General features: G+C 42.6%; 20 protein-coding genes. 9 read left to right on the plus strand and 11 right to left on the minus strand.

Annotation, left to right across the window (positions count from 1 at the left end; genetic code table 11):
* Window positions 1-53: 53 nt before the first annotated feature.
* A complete protein-coding gene (locus NFS34_RS10930) occupies window positions 54-938 on the minus strand; it encodes a DMT family transporter (protein WP_251360075.1) in 885 nt (294 codons plus the stop codon).
* Between the two features lie 140 nt (window positions 939-1,078).
* Window positions 1,079-2,617: a murein biosynthesis integral membrane protein MurJ gene (gene murJ, locus NFS34_RS10935; protein ID WP_251360076.1), complete on the minus strand. Its 1,539-nt coding sequence runs from the start codon at window positions 2,615-2,617 to the stop codon at window positions 1,079-1,081.
* A 240-nt stretch (window positions 2,618-2,857) separates the two neighbouring features.
* Between murJ and rpsT the strand changes: the two genes are divergently transcribed.
* The 3 genes from rpsT to NFS34_RS10950 all read left to right on the plus strand — a co-directional run bounded on the left by rpsT (window position 2,858) and on the right by NFS34_RS10950 (window position 4,846).
* Window positions 2,858-3,118, plus strand: a complete 261-nt coding sequence (gene rpsT, locus NFS34_RS10940) for a 30S ribosomal protein S20 (protein ID WP_251360077.1) — start codon at window positions 2,858-2,860, stop codon at window positions 3,116-3,118.
* A 195-nt stretch (window positions 3,119-3,313) separates the two neighbouring features.
* A complete protein-coding gene (locus NFS34_RS10945) occupies window positions 3,314-4,354 on the plus strand; it encodes an endonuclease/exonuclease/phosphatase family protein (protein ID WP_251360078.1) in 1,041 nt (346 codons plus the stop codon).
* Window positions 4,355-4,516: 162 nt separating this feature from the next.
* On the plus strand, window positions 4,517-4,846 hold the full coding sequence (locus NFS34_RS10950) for a hypothetical protein (protein ID WP_251360079.1): 330 nt from the start codon (window positions 4,517-4,519) through the stop codon (window positions 4,844-4,846).
* 150 nt (window positions 4,847-4,996) lie between these two features.
* Here NFS34_RS10950 and NFS34_RS10955 read toward each other — a convergent pair whose 3' ends face one another.
* Complete coding sequence (locus NFS34_RS10955) at window positions 4,997-5,467, minus strand: MarR family winged helix-turn-helix transcriptional regulator (protein WP_251360080.1); 471 nt, start codon at window positions 5,465-5,467, stop codon at window positions 4,997-4,999.
* Window positions 5,468-5,532: 65 nt separating this feature from the next.
* On the opposite strand from NFS34_RS10955, the gene NFS34_RS10960 reads away from it, so the two are divergent.
* Complete coding sequence (locus NFS34_RS10960) at window positions 5,533-5,895, plus strand: VOC family protein (protein ID WP_251360081.1); 363 nt, start codon at window positions 5,533-5,535, stop codon at window positions 5,893-5,895.
* Here the strand turns inward: NFS34_RS10960 and NFS34_RS10965 are convergent.
* From NFS34_RS10965 to rplU, 4 genes are all read right to left on the minus strand, one after another.
* Window positions 5,892-6,998: a diguanylate cyclase gene (locus NFS34_RS10965; RefSeq protein WP_251360082.1), complete on the minus strand. Its 1,107-nt coding sequence runs from the start codon at window positions 6,996-6,998 to the stop codon at window positions 5,892-5,894. The two genes, NFS34_RS10960 and NFS34_RS10965, sit on opposite strands and share 4 nt — an antisense overlap.
* Window positions 6,999-7,097: 99 nt before the next feature.
* On the minus strand, window positions 7,098-8,321 hold the full coding sequence (cgtA, locus tag NFS34_RS10970; protein WP_251360083.1) for an Obg family GTPase CgtA: 1,224 nt from the start codon (window positions 8,319-8,321) through the stop codon (window positions 7,098-7,100).
* 86 nt (window positions 8,322-8,407) lie between these two features.
* Entirely contained in the window at window positions 8,408-8,662 is a 255-nt protein-coding gene (gene rpmA / locus NFS34_RS10975; protein WP_251360084.1) for a 50S ribosomal protein L27, read from the minus strand.
* 14 nt (window positions 8,663-8,676) lie between these two features.
* Window positions 8,677-9,249 carry a 50S ribosomal protein L21 gene (rplU, locus tag NFS34_RS11675; RefSeq protein ID WP_376707942.1) on the minus strand — a complete coding sequence of 191 codons (573 nt, stop codon included), beginning with the start codon at window positions 9,247-9,249 and terminating at the stop codon, window positions 8,677-8,679.
* A gap of 388 nt (window positions 9,250-9,637) precedes the next feature.
* Here rplU and NFS34_RS10985 point away from each other — a divergent pair, with 388 nt between their 5' ends.
* Both NFS34_RS10985 and pckA read left to right on the plus strand, forming a co-directional pair.
* Window positions 9,638-10,615, plus strand: a complete 978-nt coding sequence (locus tag NFS34_RS10985) for a polyprenyl synthetase family protein (RefSeq protein WP_309296431.1) — start codon at window positions 9,638-9,640, stop codon at window positions 10,613-10,615.
* A 334-nt stretch (window positions 10,616-10,949) separates the two neighbouring features.
* Window positions 10,950-12,560 carry a phosphoenolpyruvate carboxykinase (ATP) gene (pckA, locus tag NFS34_RS10990; protein ID WP_251360086.1) on the plus strand — a complete coding sequence of 537 codons (1,611 nt, stop codon included), beginning with the start codon at window positions 10,950-10,952 and terminating at the stop codon, window positions 12,558-12,560.
* 129 nt (window positions 12,561-12,689) lie between these two features.
* Here pckA and NFS34_RS10995 read toward each other — a convergent pair whose 3' ends face one another.
* The 3 genes from NFS34_RS10995 to NFS34_RS11005 are packed head-to-tail and all read right to left on the minus strand — an operon-like array spanning window position 12,690 to window position 15,992.
* Complete coding sequence (locus NFS34_RS10995; RefSeq protein ID WP_251360087.1) at window positions 12,690-13,250, minus strand: YrbL family protein; 561 nt, start codon at window positions 13,248-13,250, stop codon at window positions 12,690-12,692.
* 58 nt (window positions 13,251-13,308) lie between these two features.
* The gene (locus tag NFS34_RS11000) at window positions 13,309-14,199 is read right to left on the minus strand and encodes a hypothetical protein (RefSeq protein ID WP_251360088.1); all 891 of its coding nucleotides are present in this window, start codon (window positions 14,197-14,199) and stop codon (window positions 13,309-13,311) included.
* Window positions 14,199-15,992: a pentapeptide repeat-containing protein gene (locus NFS34_RS11005; protein ID WP_251360089.1), complete on the minus strand. Its 1,794-nt coding sequence runs from the start codon at window positions 15,990-15,992 to the stop codon at window positions 14,199-14,201. Before NFS34_RS11005 ends, NFS34_RS11000 begins: the two co-directional genes overlap by 1 nt.
* Window positions 15,993-16,235: 243 nt before the next feature.
* Here NFS34_RS11005 and pheA point away from each other — a divergent pair, with 243 nt between their 5' ends.
* The 3 genes from pheA to NFS34_RS11020 all read left to right on the plus strand — a co-directional run bounded on the left by pheA (window position 16,236) and on the right by NFS34_RS11020 (window position 18,969).
* The gene (pheA, locus tag NFS34_RS11010) at window positions 16,236-17,426 is read left to right on the plus strand and encodes a prephenate dehydratase (protein ID WP_251360091.1); all 1,191 of its coding nucleotides are present in this window, start codon (window positions 16,236-16,238) and stop codon (window positions 17,424-17,426) included.
* Between the two features lie 37 nt (window positions 17,427-17,463).
* Window positions 17,464-18,513 (plus strand): 3-deoxy-7-phosphoheptulonate synthase, encoded by a 1,050-nt coding sequence (locus NFS34_RS11015; RefSeq protein WP_251360093.1) that lies wholly within the window; start codon window positions 17,464-17,466, stop codon window positions 18,511-18,513.
* A 105-nt stretch (window positions 18,514-18,618) separates the two neighbouring features.
* Window positions 18,619-18,969: a carboxymuconolactone decarboxylase family protein gene (locus tag NFS34_RS11020; RefSeq protein WP_376707983.1), complete on the plus strand. Its 351-nt coding sequence runs from the start codon at window positions 18,619-18,621 to the stop codon at window positions 18,967-18,969.
* 48 nt (window positions 18,970-19,017) lie between these two features.
* Here the strand turns inward: NFS34_RS11020 and hda are convergent, their stop codons facing one another.
* On the minus strand, window positions 19,018-19,746 hold the full coding sequence (gene hda / locus NFS34_RS11025; protein ID WP_251360097.1) for a DnaA regulatory inactivator Hda: 729 nt from the start codon (window positions 19,744-19,746) through the stop codon (window positions 19,018-19,020).
* Window positions 19,747-19,748 lie beyond the last annotated feature (2 nt).

Raw genomic sequence — 19,748 nt, forward strand, 5'->3', positions numbered from 1 at the left:
GCTTACTATATAATTTTTTATATAGTCAAGTGGAGAGCAGCTTTCAAATGTAACTAAGCGTGATTGGTGGTTTTTGAATGTCGATAGCGGTAATAGATCCCAGCAATATTGGCGCAGATCACAAGCCCCGCTCCGATGAGTTTATTAGCTGTAAGTTCTTCATTTAGCAGGAAAAAACTTAACGCCATAGCGATCGGTACATAAAGGTAGTAAACAATGGAGGTGACCACATGGTTAAGCTCGGTGGAGATCTTAACCCACAAGCTATGGCCAATCAGGGTGCTCAAAACACCTAAAATAACCAAGCCCATAATGGCTTCTTTTGATAGCTCAAACTCCGCAGCAGGTAGAAATGGTAAACCGAGAGCAAACAACCACATAGCAATAAAGAACTGGCCAAATGCCCTTCTCTGATGATTAATATGACGGTATTTTTGGTGCAAGATAGGCAAACAGGCGTACAAAGCGCCCGATAGAACGCCAAGCAACAAACCCAAAGTCATATCGTTTTTCAAATCAAACTCGGGCAGTACAAAATAAACCCCAACAAAAGCCAGCAACACGCAACTCAACTCGAATAGTGTTGGCTTTTGCCCATGAAACCACCAACCCAAAAGCAACAGATGAGCACCATAAGTGGAAACGCCAATAGCAGCGATAGAGGCTGTGGAAAGTTGGATACTGTAAAAATAGCTCAGCCAATGAATAGAAAAAGTGAAGCCAATCAACATAATCGCCGGCCAGTTTTCTTTCTTCGACCAAACCGATTGTTTAAGCAGCTTGGCAATGAGGTAAAGACCAACCACACTTATTGCTAATCGCACAAAACCTACCAGCCAAGGGTCCACTTGAATTTGCTTTATGGTCACCGGCACCAAAGCCATAAAAAAGACCGCGATGATGGCTAAGCCAATTAAACGCCAAAAAGAAGTTTGCATCTATGTTTTACTCGGTCATTACAAAGAGTATTAGGACGAACTAATCTCGTGAACATAACTCGGAGTATCAAAGCAGCGTCCGAAAATACCCAGAGATTACCACACCATTTAAAATCGCTCGCAATAACAGAATCAGCAACTTAACGCGCAAGCCTGAAATCCTTGGGGCGAACCCCCATCAAAACCAATAATAGGCCATACGCAGCAATCGTAGCGCCAATGGTAGCCACAATCATGCCAATGGCTTCAATACGCGTCCAAGCTTGCCATTGGTCGATTGAGAAATCGAAATACCATAATCCGGCCAGTAACAATCCACTGGCAATAACCAGTTTTAAGATCCAAATGGCGGTGGATTTTGAAATTTGCAAATGGTCATGTTTGTGTAGGTAGCGATACAACAAAATGGCGTTAATAAAGGCTGAAATGCTGGTGGCAACGGCTAAGCCCACATGACCAAAAGGTTTAAACAAGGCAAGATTTAAGACGATATTACTAACTACCGATATGATGCCAATCTTGACCGGCGTTTTTGGATCTTGGCGCGAATAAAAGCCCGTAAGGAAAACTTTTACCATCATAAAGGCGATTAACCCTAAAGAATAAGCTTGTAAGCTCTGCCCTGCTTTAAACGAATCGTGCGCATCAAAAGCACCATGTTGAAAGACCGTGATCATGATCGGTTCTGCCAGCCATAAAAGGCCTATAGCGGCTGGAATGCCAATCATCAACACCATCCGCAAGCCCCAATCAAGCGTACCGCTAAAGTGCTGCATATCTTCTTTAGCGAAATATTTAGACAGGGTTGGCAGTAACACCGTGGCAATGGCAATACCAAAAATACCCAAAGGAAATTCGAGCATCCGATCGGAATAATAGAGCCAAGAAATACTGCCTTCATCGAGCAAGGTGGCGATCTGCGTATCGATCAGCAAATTAATTTGACTCACTGAGGCGCCAAAAATAACGGGCAGCATCAACTTCATAATGCGTCTTACCGCGCTATCTTTCCAAGCCCACTGCGGCTTGACCAGATAACCATACTTCCACAAGTAAGGAATAAATAACAGCAGCTGCAAAACTCCTGCAATAAAAATACCCCAAGCCAAAGCATAGGTGGAATCGCTAAAATACGGCACTCCCCAAATCGCCATACCGATTATCGAAACGTTCAATAAAATTGGCGCAAAAGCGGGAATGGCAAATTTATTCAGGGTATTCAATACCGCGCTGTACATGGCCACCAGCGAGATAAAAAAGATATAAGGAAAGGTGATTTTTAACAGCTCGGAGGCATGATAAAACTTATCCGGATCATTGACATAAAAGCCAAAGCCGAAAATCGCCATCAAGCCTTGCGAACCTAAGACGCCTATAATGGTAACAATAAATAAAAAGCCGCCTAAAGTACCTGAAACTTTGCTCAACAGTTGTAAAGTTTCTGTTTTAGAGCGCTTTTCATAATATTCGGAAAAAACTGGCACAAAAGCGGTAGCAAAAGCGCCTTCGGCAAACAGCCTGCGTAAAAAATTAGGAATTTTTTGCGCCACCAAAAACACATCTGAGCGCCCTTCCGCGCCAATAATGTGTGCCAGAACGACATCCCGCGCCAGCCCTAAAAAGCGTGACATCATGGTCCAGAAACTAACGATGGTGCTGGATTTGAGTAAATTTGCCATTGTCTATTTCTAAGGACAGACTTTAAGTCTGCCCTATTGCTGTTCCCCGATTTATGCGGCAATTCTAAGGGATAAAGCCGATCCTCACCAGCTAAAGCCGGCAAAAGCCACAAAAATGCCAGAATTGGCGCAATATTGCCGATAAATTGGGCTTTTCACTTGAACAAAAGCCCAAATACGGGTATATTTCGCGTCCTTAAATTTATGTATTTTTAGTGAAACCTTTTTAGGAGAAACACCTTGGCTAACATCAAATCTGCCAAAAAACGTGCACGTCAGGCTGAAGGCCGTCGTCAACACAACGCAAGCCGTCGTTCTATGTTGCGTAGCTACATCAAGAAAGTTGTATACGCAATCGAAGCTGGTGATAAGAAAACTGCGCAAGCCGCTTTTGAGCGCGCTGTTCCAGTGATTGACGTAGCTGCTAACAAAGGCTTAATTCACAAGAATAAAGCTGCACGTCACAAGAGTCGTTTAAACGCTCGCATCCAAGCGCTATAATTTAAAAAACTTAATTTGTTTTAGAAGTTTAGCTGCTTAGCAAGATTCTAAGGCCGCCTTTCGAAAAGGAAGCGCGGCCTTTTTGCGTTTGGTGGTTATAGTTCAGTCCGATTACTTGGCACACTAATGCTTGCCTATGCTGAGCTCTTAGTAGATGATAACTAGCGTTAAGTCGTTGGCAAATAAGGACTATTGATGCAAATCGCACTGATAATCAGCACCCTAGTATTAGCTCTGGTAACCTTTCTACCGCTAATGAAACTCTCGCATTGGGTGATTCGGGATCTGGATTTTCCGCGAGTGCAAATTGCCTTTTTGTTGGGGCTAAATCTCTTTATTGGCTTATTGTTTTTAAACCTCTGCTTGCCAGTAAGTTGGCTGCTTATTGTCGTTAACCTAATCTGCCTAGCACGACAAGGCTGGTGGATTTTACCTTATTCAAGAGTTTGGCCAAAAGAAGTTAAACCATCCAAGTCACAAGATCCAAATAACCAGATCTGCATTATGACTTCCAATGTGTTAACGCCTAATCGCAATTCTCAAGCTCTGCTAGCGCTTGTTGAAAAGCATCAGCCGGACATTTTATTGACCCTAGAAACCGATAACTGGTGGCAACAGCAACTAGCGGCACTAGAAGATTCTATGCCCTATACCATTAAGCAACCGCTGGATAATCTTTATGGGATGCACCTATACTCGCGTTTGCCAATTGAAAACTCGCAAGTTAAATTCTTAGTCCAAGAAGGCGTTCCCTCTTTCCACCTAAAAGTGGTTCTGCCCTTTGGGCAAAAAGTAAAAATGCACTTATTGCATCCCGCCCCGCCCAGCCCAACAGAAAATACCGAATCAACCCAAAGAGATATCGAACTGCTGATTGTGGCTACCAGTGTCGCCAAATCAGATGAGCCCGTTATTGTCACAGGCGATCTCAATGATGTGGCCTGGTCAAGAACCACCCGCTTGTTCCGTAAAATTAGTGGGCTACTCGATCCAAGGATCGGCCGTGGCACTTTCAACACCTTCCATGCTGACTATCCCTTGTTGCGATGGCCTTTAGATCATCTATTTCACAGCGCCCACTTTAGTTTACAAGAAATTAAAACGCTGACTTCGATTGGCTCAGATCATTTCCCGTTACTAACGCGACTGGCTTTCGAGCCTGATAATGCTGAGCAACACTCAGGTTTAGAAGCTGAGAATAAGGATTACCAGATCGCAAAAGAGTTAATCCAATAAACAAACCTCAAATTTACGATCAAACCGTAAGCCTTTAAAATTAATTTTAAAAACGATAACTCCATCCGTTAAATATTTCACAGAACCTTTCTGCGACACTTTTGGCGGCTTCTATTTGTGCTATTTTCAAAGAGTATTTATCACTAGCAAGGAGCAGATATTATGAGCCAAGATTCATTCCAAGTAGTCAACTATCAATACTACCATTGGTCCTCACGCAACAGTGGCAAAACCAACCTCAACCTAGAAGGAGTCGGTGGCAAAAGATGCTCGGTGTGGTTCGAAGAAGATCCGGAAGCAGAATTAGCCGAAGCGCACCAAATCGCGCCCAACGTTTACTCGTTTTGTTACCACCATCACCAATTGGCAGCCTTGATCGATATGTTGCGCAACGAAAAGCCTGTTTACGTTTATTTTAACAATGATAACGGCTTTAATAATTCCAGAATCTCGACCAATTACGAGCCCGTTGGTGAAGGTGAAGAAAGTTAAGTTTAGACTCTAGCAAAGATGCAAAACTCGACAGTCAATTTCTTTAAGTCATTGATTAATAATTATTATTGCAGCCTTCACCATCGTATGGATTTCGAGTAGCCTTAACGCTATCTAAAATTGAGCTGTCAGATTATTTTGATATTACACTTAAAGCTGCTGCAGTAAGCTGGATAGGGCTTCGATATCGGTTTTAAACTTTGTTAACTCTTGTGGTTGAGCCGATTCAAGCGACTCGGCAATCGCCTCAATGCGCTTTTTTCTAGCTTGCTCCATCAGCTTTTTACTTTTGCGAGTGGCTGAAACGTAAACCACGCGTTGATCGGTTTTAGACTTAGCCTTGATCACGTAACCGTCTTTTTCCAAGTTTTTAACAATTCGCGTTATCGCTGGCGCACTGACCTGCTCCATAGTGGCAAGTTGGTTCACTGTTTTTGAACCGACATAAACCAGAATCGACAAAATAGAAAGCCGCTCTGGAGTCAAACCCGTTGCTAGATCCTGTTTTCTAGCTTGCCGCAACAAATGAATGGCAAGCTTGTGCAACTGATTCGCCAACTGATTGGTTGGATTCTCAGCCATTCCTTCAGGCAAGCCGGTTGGCAGCGATAAATTTGACATAGGTTAAGTTTTACGCGATTATTTAACTCATGTTAAATATATCTTAGTTTGCCGCGGAAAGAAAGATGATCACAGGAATTCAGCAAATTCACGTACAAGTCGAAAATATCGAAAGGGCTATCGATTTTTATCAGAACACCCTCGGTTTAACCTTAGTTATGTCGTTTCCAGATCAAAGTATGGCTTTTTTTGATTGTGGCGGCACGCGGCTCTACCTCGGCAAAAATCCTGAATATGACTCCAAGGCATTTATCTACTACCGCAGTGATAACCTCGAAGCTGATGTGCAAAACTTGAAAGCAAAACAGGTTTTCATTGTTAAAGAACCCATAATGATCCACAAAACGGATCAAAGCGAAAGTTGGCTTTGCGCTTTTAAAGACTCTGAAGGCAATATCTTACATCTGATGCAGGATAAATCGATCTAGCTGTCAAAAACGATCTTATCTCTACCGGTATTTTTTGCTTGTAACATACGATCGTCAGCAAGGTTGATTAAATCCAAAGGTTGAGTACCCTCTTGCGCGCATTCAACAATACCAACACTCACTGTCAGCTCAAGCACCAGTCTAGGGTTGACTCTAACGCCTGCAGCAAGGACTTTTCGGAGTGCATTAATTAACACCACTGCTTCTTCTTTGGTGGTATTTGGCAATAGAAAAGCAAATTCTTCTCCACCCCATCGCGCAACTTTATAAGGTGAGCGGTAATGCTCTGTAAAAACTTCGCCTACCGCGCGCAATGTGCTGTCGCCGACCGCATGACCATACTCGTCATTGATGGCTTTAAACTCGTCAAAGTCGAGAAATACCAGCGCTAAAGGTTGTTGTTTGCTGACGGATTTAGCAATTTCCAATGGAAACACATGCTCGAAATAAGCTCGGTTTTTTAGGCCGGTTAAACTGTCTGTTCCCGAGTAAATAACTAGCTTGCGTACCCTCAGCACAAAAAAGGCCGCTACCAATGTCATGATCGTGATAATGGCTATTCGGCCTAGTTGCAACGGCCAACTAAATAAACCATAACCATTAGAACTGATCTGCTGCTCACTTAAGTCAAAGGCTAGATCCAAATAAATGACCAGTAGCATATATTGAAAAGCTGCCAATAAGCCGGTAAATACCGTCATTTGTAGATTCAGTCGCAAGCTGGTAGCAAAAATAATAATGCCGTAGATTTGCCATATCACCAGACTATTAGTTGCAATCACGGGGTTGCTGTTTAAGGCAATCAAGAGCAGAACTATCGTCACCAGACTGATGTCAAGGAAGCTCACCACCCAACCCAAACGGAATAACTTTTTATTTTTAGAGACTATCCAATAGACCAGCACCGCAAAGCTAACTGCGAGCGCCGTAATCACGAAACTGATAAAAACTTCTATCCGAGAATCTTCAAATAGCAAGTATTGAGAAAAAGGAATTAAACCAATGGTCAGGTAGGTTATTAGCCGGATAACGGCAATAAGTCGCTCTCCCGCTTCGGTGGCGTCGAGCAAAAAAGTATCTTTAAATCGATAGCGAGTGCCCAACGAGTACCCCCAAATGATCTTAATGGCTTGATATTGTTAACAAAAATGCCATTGATTGCAAATTAATCAAGTCACTAAAATTACGGCAAAACGGTCGTTCTATTTTTTATATTCGATTTCGACACCATCTTCCTCGAAAGTATCGCCATCTTCAAAGTCCCAATCGTCTTCATCGGGCTCAAAACCGTCTCCAAGCTCGTCCTCAAGATCATCCCAAGCTTCTTCATCTTTAACTTTCGATTCACCTTGAGTTGGCCACTGGAACTCTTGAGTGGTTTCTTCCTGCTCAAACTGACGTACTTCAGGGTTCTCAATCAAAAATTCCATGATGTCATTACAAATAATCTGAGTACCCTCTTTCTTCACCGCCGACATTTGATAAACCGGACCATCCCAATCTAGTCGTGCTAAAAAGTCTTTAACCTTTTCTTTGACATCTTCTTCGAGCATCAAATCGGTTTTATTAAAGACCAACCAAACCGGTTTATCTTTTAAGGAGATATCCTTACTTTCCGAATACTTATACAGCTCGTTCATGATGCCATTAAAATTGTCGACTGGATCCGACTCGTCGTAGGGTAACAAATCAACAATGTGTAATAGGATCCGGGTCCTCGCTAAATGGCGTAAAAACCGTATGCCAAGACCAGCGCCTTCCGCTGCGCCTTCAATCACCCCAGGAATATCCGCAACCACGAAACTGGATTCGTTATCGACGCGTACTACCCCTAAATTCGGAATAAGGGTGGTAAAGGGGTAACCAGCCACTTTTGGCTTAGCCGCTGAAACGGCGCGAATAAAGGTGGATTTACCGGCGTTTGGCAGCCCCAACAAACCCACATCCGCTAGGACTTTCATTTCTAAGCGTAGTTCACGGGTTTCACCCGCTGTACCATGGGTCGCTTTACGCGGCGCACGGTTAATGGAGCTTTTAAAACGGGTATTACCAAGGCCATGAAAACCGCCTTTTGCCACTAACACTTCTTGCCCAGCTTTAGTTAAATCGCCAATAATTTCGCCAGTTTCTAAATCGGTAATTTGAGTGCCAATAGGAGCTTTTAAATACAAGTGTTCGCCTTTAGCACCAGTCATGTTATTGCCTTGACCGTTTTCGCCACGCTCTGCTTCGTAAAAGCGAATAAAGCGGTAATCCACTAGCGTATTAAGCTCTGGATCGGCCACCACAATCACACTACCGCCATCACCGCCATCACCACCGTTCGGCCCGCCGCGCTGCACGTATTTTTCACGACGAAAGCTCACAATGCCGTTACCGCCATCACCCGCTTTTACTTTTATGGAAACTTCATCGACGAATTTCATAATGTTATTGTGCCATATTTTTTACGTTTAGAAACAAAAAGCCCCGACAAATGCCGAGGCTTTCTATATTGCTTTTTTAAATTCGATTAAGCGTCGATAGAAACAAACTTACGGTTGTTTTTACCCTTAACTTCGAATTTAACTTTGCCGTCAGCTTTGGCAAACAAAGTATGGTCACGACCGATACCAACATTTGCACCTGCGTGGAAACGAGTACCACGTTGACGAACAATAATAGAGCCTGCAGTTACTTCTTCACCGCCGTAGCGCTTAACACCAAGGCGTTTACTTTCGGAATCGCGTCCGTTTTTGGTACTACCACCAGCTTTCTTATGAGCCATCTTATAGTCTCCTCTTAGCCTTTAGCTAATTCTTTTGCTTGCTCGATCCAGCCTTCACGCTCGATACGGCCTTTAAAACTTAATTTCTCGTCGAACTCAGTAACGTCAGCTTCAGTCCAAGCTGCGATTTGAGCGAAAGAGGTTACGCCTGCTTCGTGCAATTTTTTAGCAAGAACAGGACCGACACCTGAAAGCTTAGTTAAGTCATCGCCTTCAGTCTTAGCTGCGGCTTTTTTAGGAGCGGCTTTCTTAGCTGGAGCTTTTTTCTTAGCACCACCAACCACAATGTCGTTGATCTTAACTTCAGTGAACCATTGACGATGGCCCATTTGCTTCATGTGGTGCTTACGACGCTTGAACTTAAGAATTTTAACTTTCTTAGCGCGACCGTGGTTTACCACTTCAGCAGAAACAGAAGCACCGTCCACTAATGGCTGACCTAAAGTCACATTATCGCCATCAGCAACCATCAATACTTCTTCGAAATCGATGTTTGAACCAGTTTCCGCTTCGATCTTCTCAAGGCGTACTACTTGGCCAGCTTTAACGCGGTGTTGCTTACCACCACTTTTAATTACTGCGTACATATTTATTCTCCAGTTAACGACCTTTCTGTATATCTCAACAGAATGGTTAATATGCATCATTTCTGTCTGATCTAGGCTCGAAAGCACGAGATAGACCGTTTGAGGGCGCGAATTTTAAGGGAAATCGGCATTTGAGGCAAGCATTATCGAGCAAAAAACCTATAAAACAACAATAAAATAAGGATTTTTTGTATTTTTAGCTAAAAAGCCCCCGTTATTGGTCTGATCAGCATAAAAATCGATTAAAATAAGTACCTTTCAGGCAATTAGCACTTGACCGAAACCGCCAGTCTCACTAGGATTGCGAGGCATTTTAATGATAATTAACCGTTCTTGTAAATAGGCCATGCAAACAGCGATGCTAGCAAAAACCAACACTAATACCGTTATGACACTTGATGATATCCGCGCTTTAGTCGATCGCGAGTTTGAAAACACCAACCAAATTATTTTGGATCGGTTGCAATCGGACGTGGTTTTAGTCAATCAAGTAGGCCAATATATTGTTGCTGCGGGCGGTAAACGCTTGCGTCCAATGTTGCTACTATTAGCTGCCAAGGCATTGAATTATCAAGAAGATCCCATCAAATCACAGTCTATCTTGGCTGCGGTTATCGAAATGATCCACACCGCAACTTTGCTGCACGATGACGTTGTGGATGAATCTGATTTACGTCGTGGTCGAGAAACCGCCAATTCCCTATTCGGCAATCAAGCCTCGGTGTTAGTGGGTGATTACCTCTACAGCCGCGCTTTTCAGATGATGGTAGAAGTGGGTGAAATGCGAGTGATGGATGTTTTATCGGACACCACCAACCAAATTGCTGCTGGCGAGGTCTTGCAGCTGATGAATGTGAATGATCCCGATGTCAGTGAAGCCAGTTATTACCAAGTGATTGAGCGTAAAACCGCTATTTTATTTGCCGCCGCGACTCAATTGGCAGCCATTATTAGTGGCGCTGATAAGGCAACCGAAACGGCTTTACAGGAATACGGTATGCAACTGGGTATCGCCTTCCAGCTAATTGATGATGCGTTAGATTATGCTGCAGATACCGCAGATTTAGGCAAAAATGTCGGTGACGATCTAGCCGAAGGCAAACCTACCCTGCCGCTGATTCATGCGCTAGAAAATGCCGATGAAGCAGGCCAAAAGTTTATCCGCTCGGCAATTGAGCATGGTGGTCTTGAGCAGATGGACGACATTTTAGCGATTATTAAGCAAACTGGCGCGATTGAATACACCTATGCTGCGGCTGAAGCGGCTATTGGCAAAGCTGTAAACGCCTTAGCGGTCCTTGAAGACTCACAATATAAAATAGCCTTGCTAGAGTTAGCACAGCTATCCTTAAAACGCGCTTCTTAAAACCTTAACTTGGTTCTTAATTGCGATTTTAATTTAAATTTTAAACAGGGCATATTCCATAGCGGTTGTTGCGGTTCGAATTACTCTCACTTTGTGCATCCAAAATCACCATCCAAAATCGTTCATTAATAAAGCTAATCTGCCAACTGGTCTTACTTTCTGTTTTCTATTGCAAATAATTCTTGTTTGGACTCGCACCTGCTTATTTTTTCTGCGATAATACCGCGCAATTTTATAAGTATTATTTATTAGCGGTTTGCTCGCTTGTTTGCGCATAATTTGCCTGTAGCAACTGATAATACTCAAATTTTGACAGAACATTCAGGAGTGGAGAATGTCACTTGATCTAAACCAGCTTGATCTTGCCCAATATGGTATTTCAAACGTTGCAGAAATCGTTTACAACCCGTCTTACGAGTTACTATTTGAAGAAGAAACTCGCACTGATAACCAAGGTTATGAACGAGGCGTTGTGACTGAGTCAGGTGCGGTATCAGTTGACACTGGTATTTTCACTGGCCGTTCTCCAAAAGATAAATACATCGTGATGGATGATGTGACACGCGATACGGTCTGGTGGTCAAAAAATGGCGTGAATGATAACAAAGCCATTTCTCCTGAAGTATGGAGTGATTTAAAAGCATTAGTTACCAAGCAACTTTCTGAGAGCCGTTTGTTTGTGGTTGATGCTTTTTGTGGCGCAAACGAAGACACTCGCTTAAAAGTACGCTTTATTACTCAAGTGGCATGGCAAGCGCACTTCGTGAAAAACATGTTTATCCGCCCCACTGATGCTGAACTAGAAGGTTTCGAGCCAGATTTCGTGGTAATGAACGGTTCTAAAACCACCAATCCTGATTATGAAAAGCACGGCTTAAATTCTGAAAACTTTGTAGCCTTCAACTTAACCGAAAAAATTCAGTTAATTGGCGGGACCTGGTATGGCGGCGAAATGAAAAAAGGTATGTTCTCGATGATGAACTACCTATTACCACTTCGCGGCATTGCTTCTATGCACTGCTCGGCCAATGTGGGCAAGGATGGTGATACAGCTATTTTCTTCGGCTTATCCGGAACTGGTAAAACAACCCTTTCAACCGATCCGAAACGCGCTTTGATTGGTGATGACGAACACGGTTGGGATGACAACGGCGTGTTTAACTTTGAAGGTGGCTGTTATGCAAAAACCATCAAATTAAGCAAAGAAGCTGAACCTGATATTTATAATGCCATTCGTCGCGATGCCTTATTGGAAAACGTAACGGTTGATGCTTATGGCAAAATCGATTACGACGATAACAGCAAAACCGAAAACACCCGTGTGTCTTACCCGATTTATCATATTGATAATATCGTTAAGCCAGTGTCAAAAGCTGGTCATGCCAAAAAAGTGGTGTTCTTAACTGCTGATGCTTTCGGGGTTTTACCACCGGTAGCCAAATTAACACCAGAGCAAACTCAATATTACTTCCTGTCCGGATTCACTGCCAAACTAGCCGGCACAGAGCGAGGCGTAACCGAACCAACACCTACCTTCTCGTCCTGTTTTGGTGAAGCTTTCTTGAGCCTACACCCAACCCAGTACGCTGAAGTTTTGGAAAAGCGCATTAAAGAAAACAACGCTGAAGTTTACTTAGTAAACACTGGTTGGAACGGTACTGGCAAACGTATTTCTATCCAAGACACTCGCGGCATTATTGATGCGATTATGGATGGTTCAATCGAGCAATCAAACTTCACTCAATTGCCTTACTTTAACTTAGCCATCCCTACCGAGTTAACGGGCGTTGATACTAATATCCTAGATCCGCAAGATACTTATGAAGATAAAGCGCAGTGGGATGCCAAAGCTAAAAAGCTTGCTGGTATGTTTGTTGATAACTTCAATCGTTTTGCCGATAACGAAGCAGCGCAAGCACTCATTGCAGCGGGGCCTAAGGCCTAAGGTTTAAAGCTAAGCCCCATTGTCATCCTGCGGTTTAACCGCAGGATATCGCCTTTGCAAAAGCCCAGCACTATTAATAAGCTCTGGGCTTTTTTATGTCTTCCGGCACGGGTCATCCCACCAATAACCTTACTTAAGAGCCAAACCTTTTTGTTTTAGGTGCTCTTCAAACCGCCGCCACTTTCGGTGAATTTTACGCCTCCCAAAATAGCTGGAGTAGCTACTGATAGGTAAGAATTCGGTATTACCAATATCATCGACGATAATCGCTTTCTCAATATTGCCGCCATTGTTAACACAAACAATATTTTTTGGGTTTAATTCTTTAGTAACAATTGAATATTTTAGTAGATAGGACTTAAGGCGAAGCAAAGCTTGGCTAGCTCCAACTGGCACGCCCTGCTTTAAATAATACTCTAAGGTTTTAGACGGCTGATTATTGTTGTCCATAACTAAATCGAATAGATGCCCCAAGCCGATATTGGTTTGCTCCATTCCGTGAAAGCGAGTCAAATAATCCCAACCGATATTACGCTTTGATAAGAGTTTATAGTAACCCAACTCGCGTTTGTGCTCCGGCGATTTGGAATCAAAACTGACTTTTATACATAAATTGTTTTTATCAGGATGCCGGTAGCAAGCTCTATGCTCACCCTTAGCTATAAACAAACTATCGTCTAAATTAATCAACTGACTTTCTCTATATCAACCCAATAGTGGCCGCTATTATTAAAAAGAACATAGTTTACTAACGTTCATACACCACAGCCAACCGATTAAAATTACTATCAAAAGCAAGTCGACTGATGCTTTTAATACCAAGATAAGATAAATCGGTTATGAGTCTTTTTTCATCGGCACTCAATCGATATAACTTGGAGTTGTCGCCAAAAACCACCTCTTTGTCATTCAGCCAAACATAGTCTTGGACGCCTTGTGGTAATACGATACCAGTGTCATGGCTATCGTGATTTTCATCCAGCCAATAAATACGATGAGTAGTCTCCTCTTCTACCGTATAGCTCACTTTGTTTTCTGAAATTCGCTGTAGGCAGCGACCAATGTTCTCTGCTAACACTAGCGGCTTATCATTAGTATTGGTCTTCAACATTTGCAAGGTCATAACATCACCCAACACAAAAACGGCAGCTTCAATGTCATTAAGCCAAGCATGATAGCCAACGGGCTCTATATCTTTTGTAATAGTAGTTTGTGAACCACGGCTAATATTCATCTTATTAAGATACTGTTTGCCATTAGCATCAGCGACACCAATGATAGTTAAATATCCACTTCGGTAAGGCGTAGGAGAATATTCGCTAGAGTCTATTGAATTGCTGATATTACTTAATTGTTTCGATTCAAAGCTATAAGCCATAACGTCAGTTTGCGACTTTCCACGTTGCTCTTTAATGCCTCGCGTAAAATAAATGGTTTGACCATCATTAGAAAACTTAGGTTGATTGTCATAGCCATTTCTATAGGTTAAATGAAAAGCTTGAGCCTTCTCATCTTTAGAAAATAACGTCTTTAAATCAAAAATTGCGATATCCGTTGTTGGTAAAGCAGCCTTTGCAGACATAGCAAAGCCGCCGCAGATAATGGCCAAACTAATGACCAGAAAACTTCTAATTTGCATTATTTTAAATCTGCTAAAGGTTGCGCAATAAAGCAAACTACCATATCGCCGGCTTGGCGCTCTCCAACCGACTTTTTCAAAGCAAGTCGTTGCTCTTTAAATAAGAATGGCGCGTCAGCTTGCAAAGCATAATGGCGCACATTTTCTGACACCAAAACTTCGCCTGGTGCTGCCATGCTCTCCAAACGAGCTGCAAAATTTAGCGCATCACCTTCGATATCGAGCTGTTCAGTAATTTCATTGTGAGTAATTTTAACGTCGCCTACATCCAAGCCAATACGCACGACAAAACCAGCTCCTGTAAGGACTTTTTGCATCATGGCAGCACATTGCAGCGCCTGCGAAATGGTAGAAAAAGTCGCTCTTAAGGAATCACCTTCCATATTCGGATAACTTGCTTGCCATTGTTTCATCACCGGTTTTAGCAAACCTCGGAACAAAGAGAGGCGTTCAGTTCTTTCTTGTTTATCCCAATTTGAAAAACCTTTTAAATCGGTGAACAAAACTGCCATGCGACGCATTTTTGCATCACTGTCTTGCTCAGAAAGCTCTAGTAATTTGGGCCAATACCGATCCTTAATCTCTTGCATCGACTCACGAATTTCTGACTGTAATTTACGCTCAGACTGTAAGCTGATTTGAATCGATTGCAACTTATCCGCTTCTTGCTGCAAGCTCGCTTCCAACATGGATGGATTTAAGCCACCTGTATCCTCGACCACCAATACTACTTGTGTATCGCCGGGTTCATTACGCACTTCACGGATCCGTAATTTACAACCCCAAAAACTCGCTTCTAAATGCTCAATTAAGAAGGGTAACGTTGCTAGATCTTGGTAAGACAAGAGGCGTTGGTAATAAAGCTGAAAACTGATCTTGTCGGCAAATAACTTTTCAAACTGATTCTTAGTGTAATGAGTATATTCTCGCCCGCGCTGATCCCAACTAGCATGGGTACAACTTAAACCACGAATAGACCAACCTTTACTTTGGATCTGCCACAATTTTGCCGAACTTAAATCAACCCCATCTAAATTGGCTTTAGATAAATTAGATTCCCGCAAATCTGCACCGCGCAAACTGCTGCCGGAAAAGTTAAAGTCGCTCAAGTCCAAACGCGATAAATTACAGTTGTTCAAGATTGCATGATGCATGGATGCACCTGTTAATTGACAACTGGATAAGTCCACATCAGAAAGATTAGCTCCTTCCATATTGGCATCAATTAGATTAACACCGTCAAGATTCGCACCAATCAACTTAGCTTGGCGTAAATCAATTCCCTCTAAATTTTGCTGGCGCAAATCCGCGCCTGACAAATTAGCACCCTTTAGGTTCTGCCCTCGCAAGTCTTGATCTTTGAAATCCACATTAGAAAAATCCGCTTGGTGACACATGGCGGTCAGAAAATTAGCATGCAACACATTAGCATGACTTAAGTTGGTCTGATATAAATTAGCCGCTATCAACTTGGCATTGTTAAGGTTGCAATAACACAAGTTGGCTTGACTTAAGTTGGTCGCGATCAAAATAGCATTTTTTAGATCCGAATAAGCCAAATTGGCTTTGACCAAACTTACCTCAGACAGATCTACGTCCGATAAATCCATACCACGTAAATCTTCACCATCCAACACAATCTTGGCCTTGGGATTTTTATGACGCCACTCGTTCCAAACAAAGGAGCCTGCACCAAGCAAATCTAGCAACGCTTCACGCGATAGCGAATGCTCAGGCTTGACTTCTGCTTGCTCGCGAGCTTCAGCAGATTTATTTTTGCTGGGGTTATTCATCTGTATTTTAATATCTACTTTACTAATACCCTATTTATACCACATTGGTTGTGCGGACAAAATAATTAATATGACTCTTGACAAACAAGATCGAACGATAAACAATCAAACCATGAAAACATTGAATTTATATCCATTTAGCTTCTTTTATGCTCAGACTTGAGTAGGAGGCTTTTTGGATCAAAAACCTCCATTTAGGAGGTTTTTTTTTGCACACGCTAAAGCTAAAAGGTTGGCAATCTTATGAGTAACGATGAATTAAAAACACTTCGCACCGCCATAAATCAGCTCGATAAAGAGCTATTGCAGGTGTTTGCCAAAAGACGCCAGCTCAGTAAGCAGGTGGCACAAACTAAGTACCAAAAGCAACTCAATATTCGTGACCAAGCACAGGAAAAAAAACTGCTAAGTCAACTGCTATCCAATGCTGATAAACTGGGTTTGGACTCTGCAACCACTTTGAGCTTGTTTCATAATATCATTGAAGACTCAATACGCACTCAATACGACTACTTTCTTTCCCAAGAGCACAGCGCTGAACAGCCTATAACCTTAGCTTTACTAGGCAGCGATACTTCCTACAGTGCGATTGCTGCAAAAAATCATTTCGCCACCAAGAGCAGCGACTATAAGCCACGCTATTTCAAAAATTTTAAGCAGATTTTTGACAGTTTAAAAACTGATAAATGCAATCATGCTTTGGTACCGATTGAAAATACTAACTCCGGTAATATCACTGATATCCATGACCTATTGCTCGAATACGACGTAAAGATTGTTGGCGAAGAAAAGCTCAAAGTTAAGCATTGCTTGATTGGGATCGCGAGCGCGTCTTTGGATCAAATTACTGACGTATATTCACACCCACAAGCAATTAGCCAGTGCAAAAGCTTTCTAGATGAACACTCTAAAATCACCAGCCACTTTCGCTCCAGCACCAGCGCCGCCATTAAGTTAGTGGACGAATACCAAAACCCGAGCATTGCGGCTATCGCCAGTGAGGAAGCGGCGGTTGAGTCGGGCTTGAGCATTCTGCAAGCAGGAATTAACAATTACCAGGAAAATTACACGCGCTTTTTACTGGTAAGTAGAAAGGAGATCCAGGTTCCAGCAAAAATACCCGCTAAAACCAGTATTGTGTTAACCACCAAACAACAAGCGGGTTCTTTAGCCGATTGTTTACTGATCTTAAAAAACCATCAAATAAACATGACCAAAATCGAATCCAGACCTATTTCCAGTAAACCTTGGCAAGAAATGTTTTATATCGATTTTGAAGGTAATACTGAAGATATGGATATTGAAAAAATGTTATATGAATTGGAGCGCACGGCTCACCAGATTAAAGTTCTGGGTTGTTATCCGCAACACGATATTTTAGCAACCCACCTTGATGCAAAGACGCTTAGCGATATTGAGCATAATGCGACTTAATTGTTTTATTACTTGGATGCCTTGATAAGGATGTGCTATGACCATAAAAACTAACAATTTAAACATTGAAAAAATCGATATTTTAACCTCGCCAGAGGATCTTAAACTCGATATCCCCTTAACTGACAAAGCCAGTGAACTGGTCGCAGGCACTCGGCAAGCCATCAGCGACATACTACAAGGGCAGGATCAAAGGCTAATGATCATTTGCGGTCCCTGCTCGATACATGACATTGATTCGGCCAAAGAATACGCCAAGAAGCTCAAAACTTTAGCGGATCGCTACCAAGATAAATTTTTGATTTTGATGCGAGTTTATTTTGAAAAACCGCGCACTCATATTGGCTGGAAAGGTTTTATTAATGATCCAGAGCTTAATGGTAGTTTCAATGTCAAATCTGGCTTAAGGCGTGCTCGCGCCTTCTTGGCTTGGTTGGCCGAGCTGGGCTTACCTGCCGCAACTGAAGCATTAGATCCAATTTCGCCACAATACTTATCCGATCTTATTAGCTGGGCGGCCATTGGCGCTCGTACCACCGAATCACAGACCCACCGTGAAATGGCTTCCGGTTTATCAATGCCAGTCGGTTTCAAAAATGGTACCGATGGTTCTTTAGACGTTGCCACCAATGCTTTAATAGCCGCCAAGTCAGCACACAGTTTTATGGGGATCGATAGTCAAGGCCAAGTAGCGCTGATCAGAACCAAAGGTAATCCTGATGCCCACATTATTTTGCGTGGCGGCAAAAAACCCAATTATCAAAAAGAAGATATCGACGAGTTAGAGCAAAAACTGCAATCACTTCAAGTCAACCCGAAATTTATTGTGGACTGTAGTCACGGTAACTCGAATAAGGATTACCGAAATCAGCCAACGGTTTTTCATGATATTTTGCAACAAAAACAAGCTGGCAACCAATCGATCATTGGCGTTATGTTAGAAAGTCACCTAAAAGAAGGCAATCAGCCCATATCGGCGTCAAAAGATAAACTCGACTATGGGGTTTCCATCACTGATGCTTGTATTAGCTGGCAAACAACCGAAACTTTGCTAGAAACCGCTTATCAGAAAAGCGAACTAAACTAGTCACGCAAATACCGATTGGCTTTGTTAGCAGTTGCCATTACACTGCTATTTTTATGGTCTATATCAACAATTGACTACCCAGATAATCGCTTATTTTGGAGTGTTATTATGCATCCTTTTGAAGAATTTCGGCAGCAACGCCAAGCTGGTAATGAAGCTGCTTTAGACACCAATAGTCTACTGGTTAAACGTTTTTTTGGACTGGATAAAACCGCTTATGGTGATGGCGCACTGGATAAAAAAACTAAAGAGTTGTTAGGCTTAGTCTGCTCGATGGTTTTGCGTTGCAATGATTGTATCGATTATCACCTCGAACAATCCGTTACACTGGGTTGGCAGCAAGATGAGCTCGATGAAGCTATGGGCGTCGCGATGCTGGTTGGCGGCTCGATTGTAATTCCTCACTTGCGTCATGCTAAGAGTAGTCTTGCCTTTCTATTCGAAGAAAAAGCGTAAGCGCAAAATGATTAGCCAAAAGCTGCGAATTACGACTTTTTGAGGGCGCTAGTCTTTGGCCAGCGCCTTGCGAATAAAAGGCTTCGTCAGTTTGCGTTGTGCCTGCAAAGAAGCTCTATCCAGTTTATCCAATAGATGATTTAAGTTTGCTAGGTCCCTTTGCTGACGACTAATAAGGTATTGGGCGGCATCTTGATTAAGCTCCATACCTGCTTGATGGGCTTTACTCATCACAAACTCTAGCTTTTCTTCGTCACTGAGCGGTTTAATTGCGTGGATCAGCATGGCGCTTAAACGCGATTTCAAATCTGCCAGCTCTAAGGTTAGACTTGCTGGCGGAAACTCTGCGCTAATGACCAAAGATTTGCCCGCTTCTTTTAGCCGGTTGTATAAATTAAACAGCGCTTGTTGCCATTCAAGGCTGTTGGGCTGCCGAATGATAGCTCCCAGATTATCCACGCAAACACAATCAAAATAATCCAAATCGGCCAATACTTGATGCGATAAAAAATCCGCTTCTAGCGGAATATAAACCACGTTAAACTCTGCTCGCTCTGAAATGGTTTCAGCCGAAGCGACTGGCTCAGAAGCTAGGTGTGCTAACGCTTGCAATAAGTGAGTTTTACCTGTACCCGTTTCGCCGTGAAAGTAAATAAACTCGGCATCGCCCTGAGCGATCCCTTTGAGCTGTTCAATCAGCAACCGATTCTGCCCTTGAATGAAATTATCAAAGGTCGCATCAACTTTTAATTCGTATTGAAAGGGGATTTGCTGCATTG

The organism is Kangiella sp. TOML190, from assembly GCF_023706045.1.
In the GTDB taxonomy this organism is placed as follows: domain Bacteria; phylum Pseudomonadota; class Gammaproteobacteria; order Enterobacterales; family Kangiellaceae; genus Kangiella.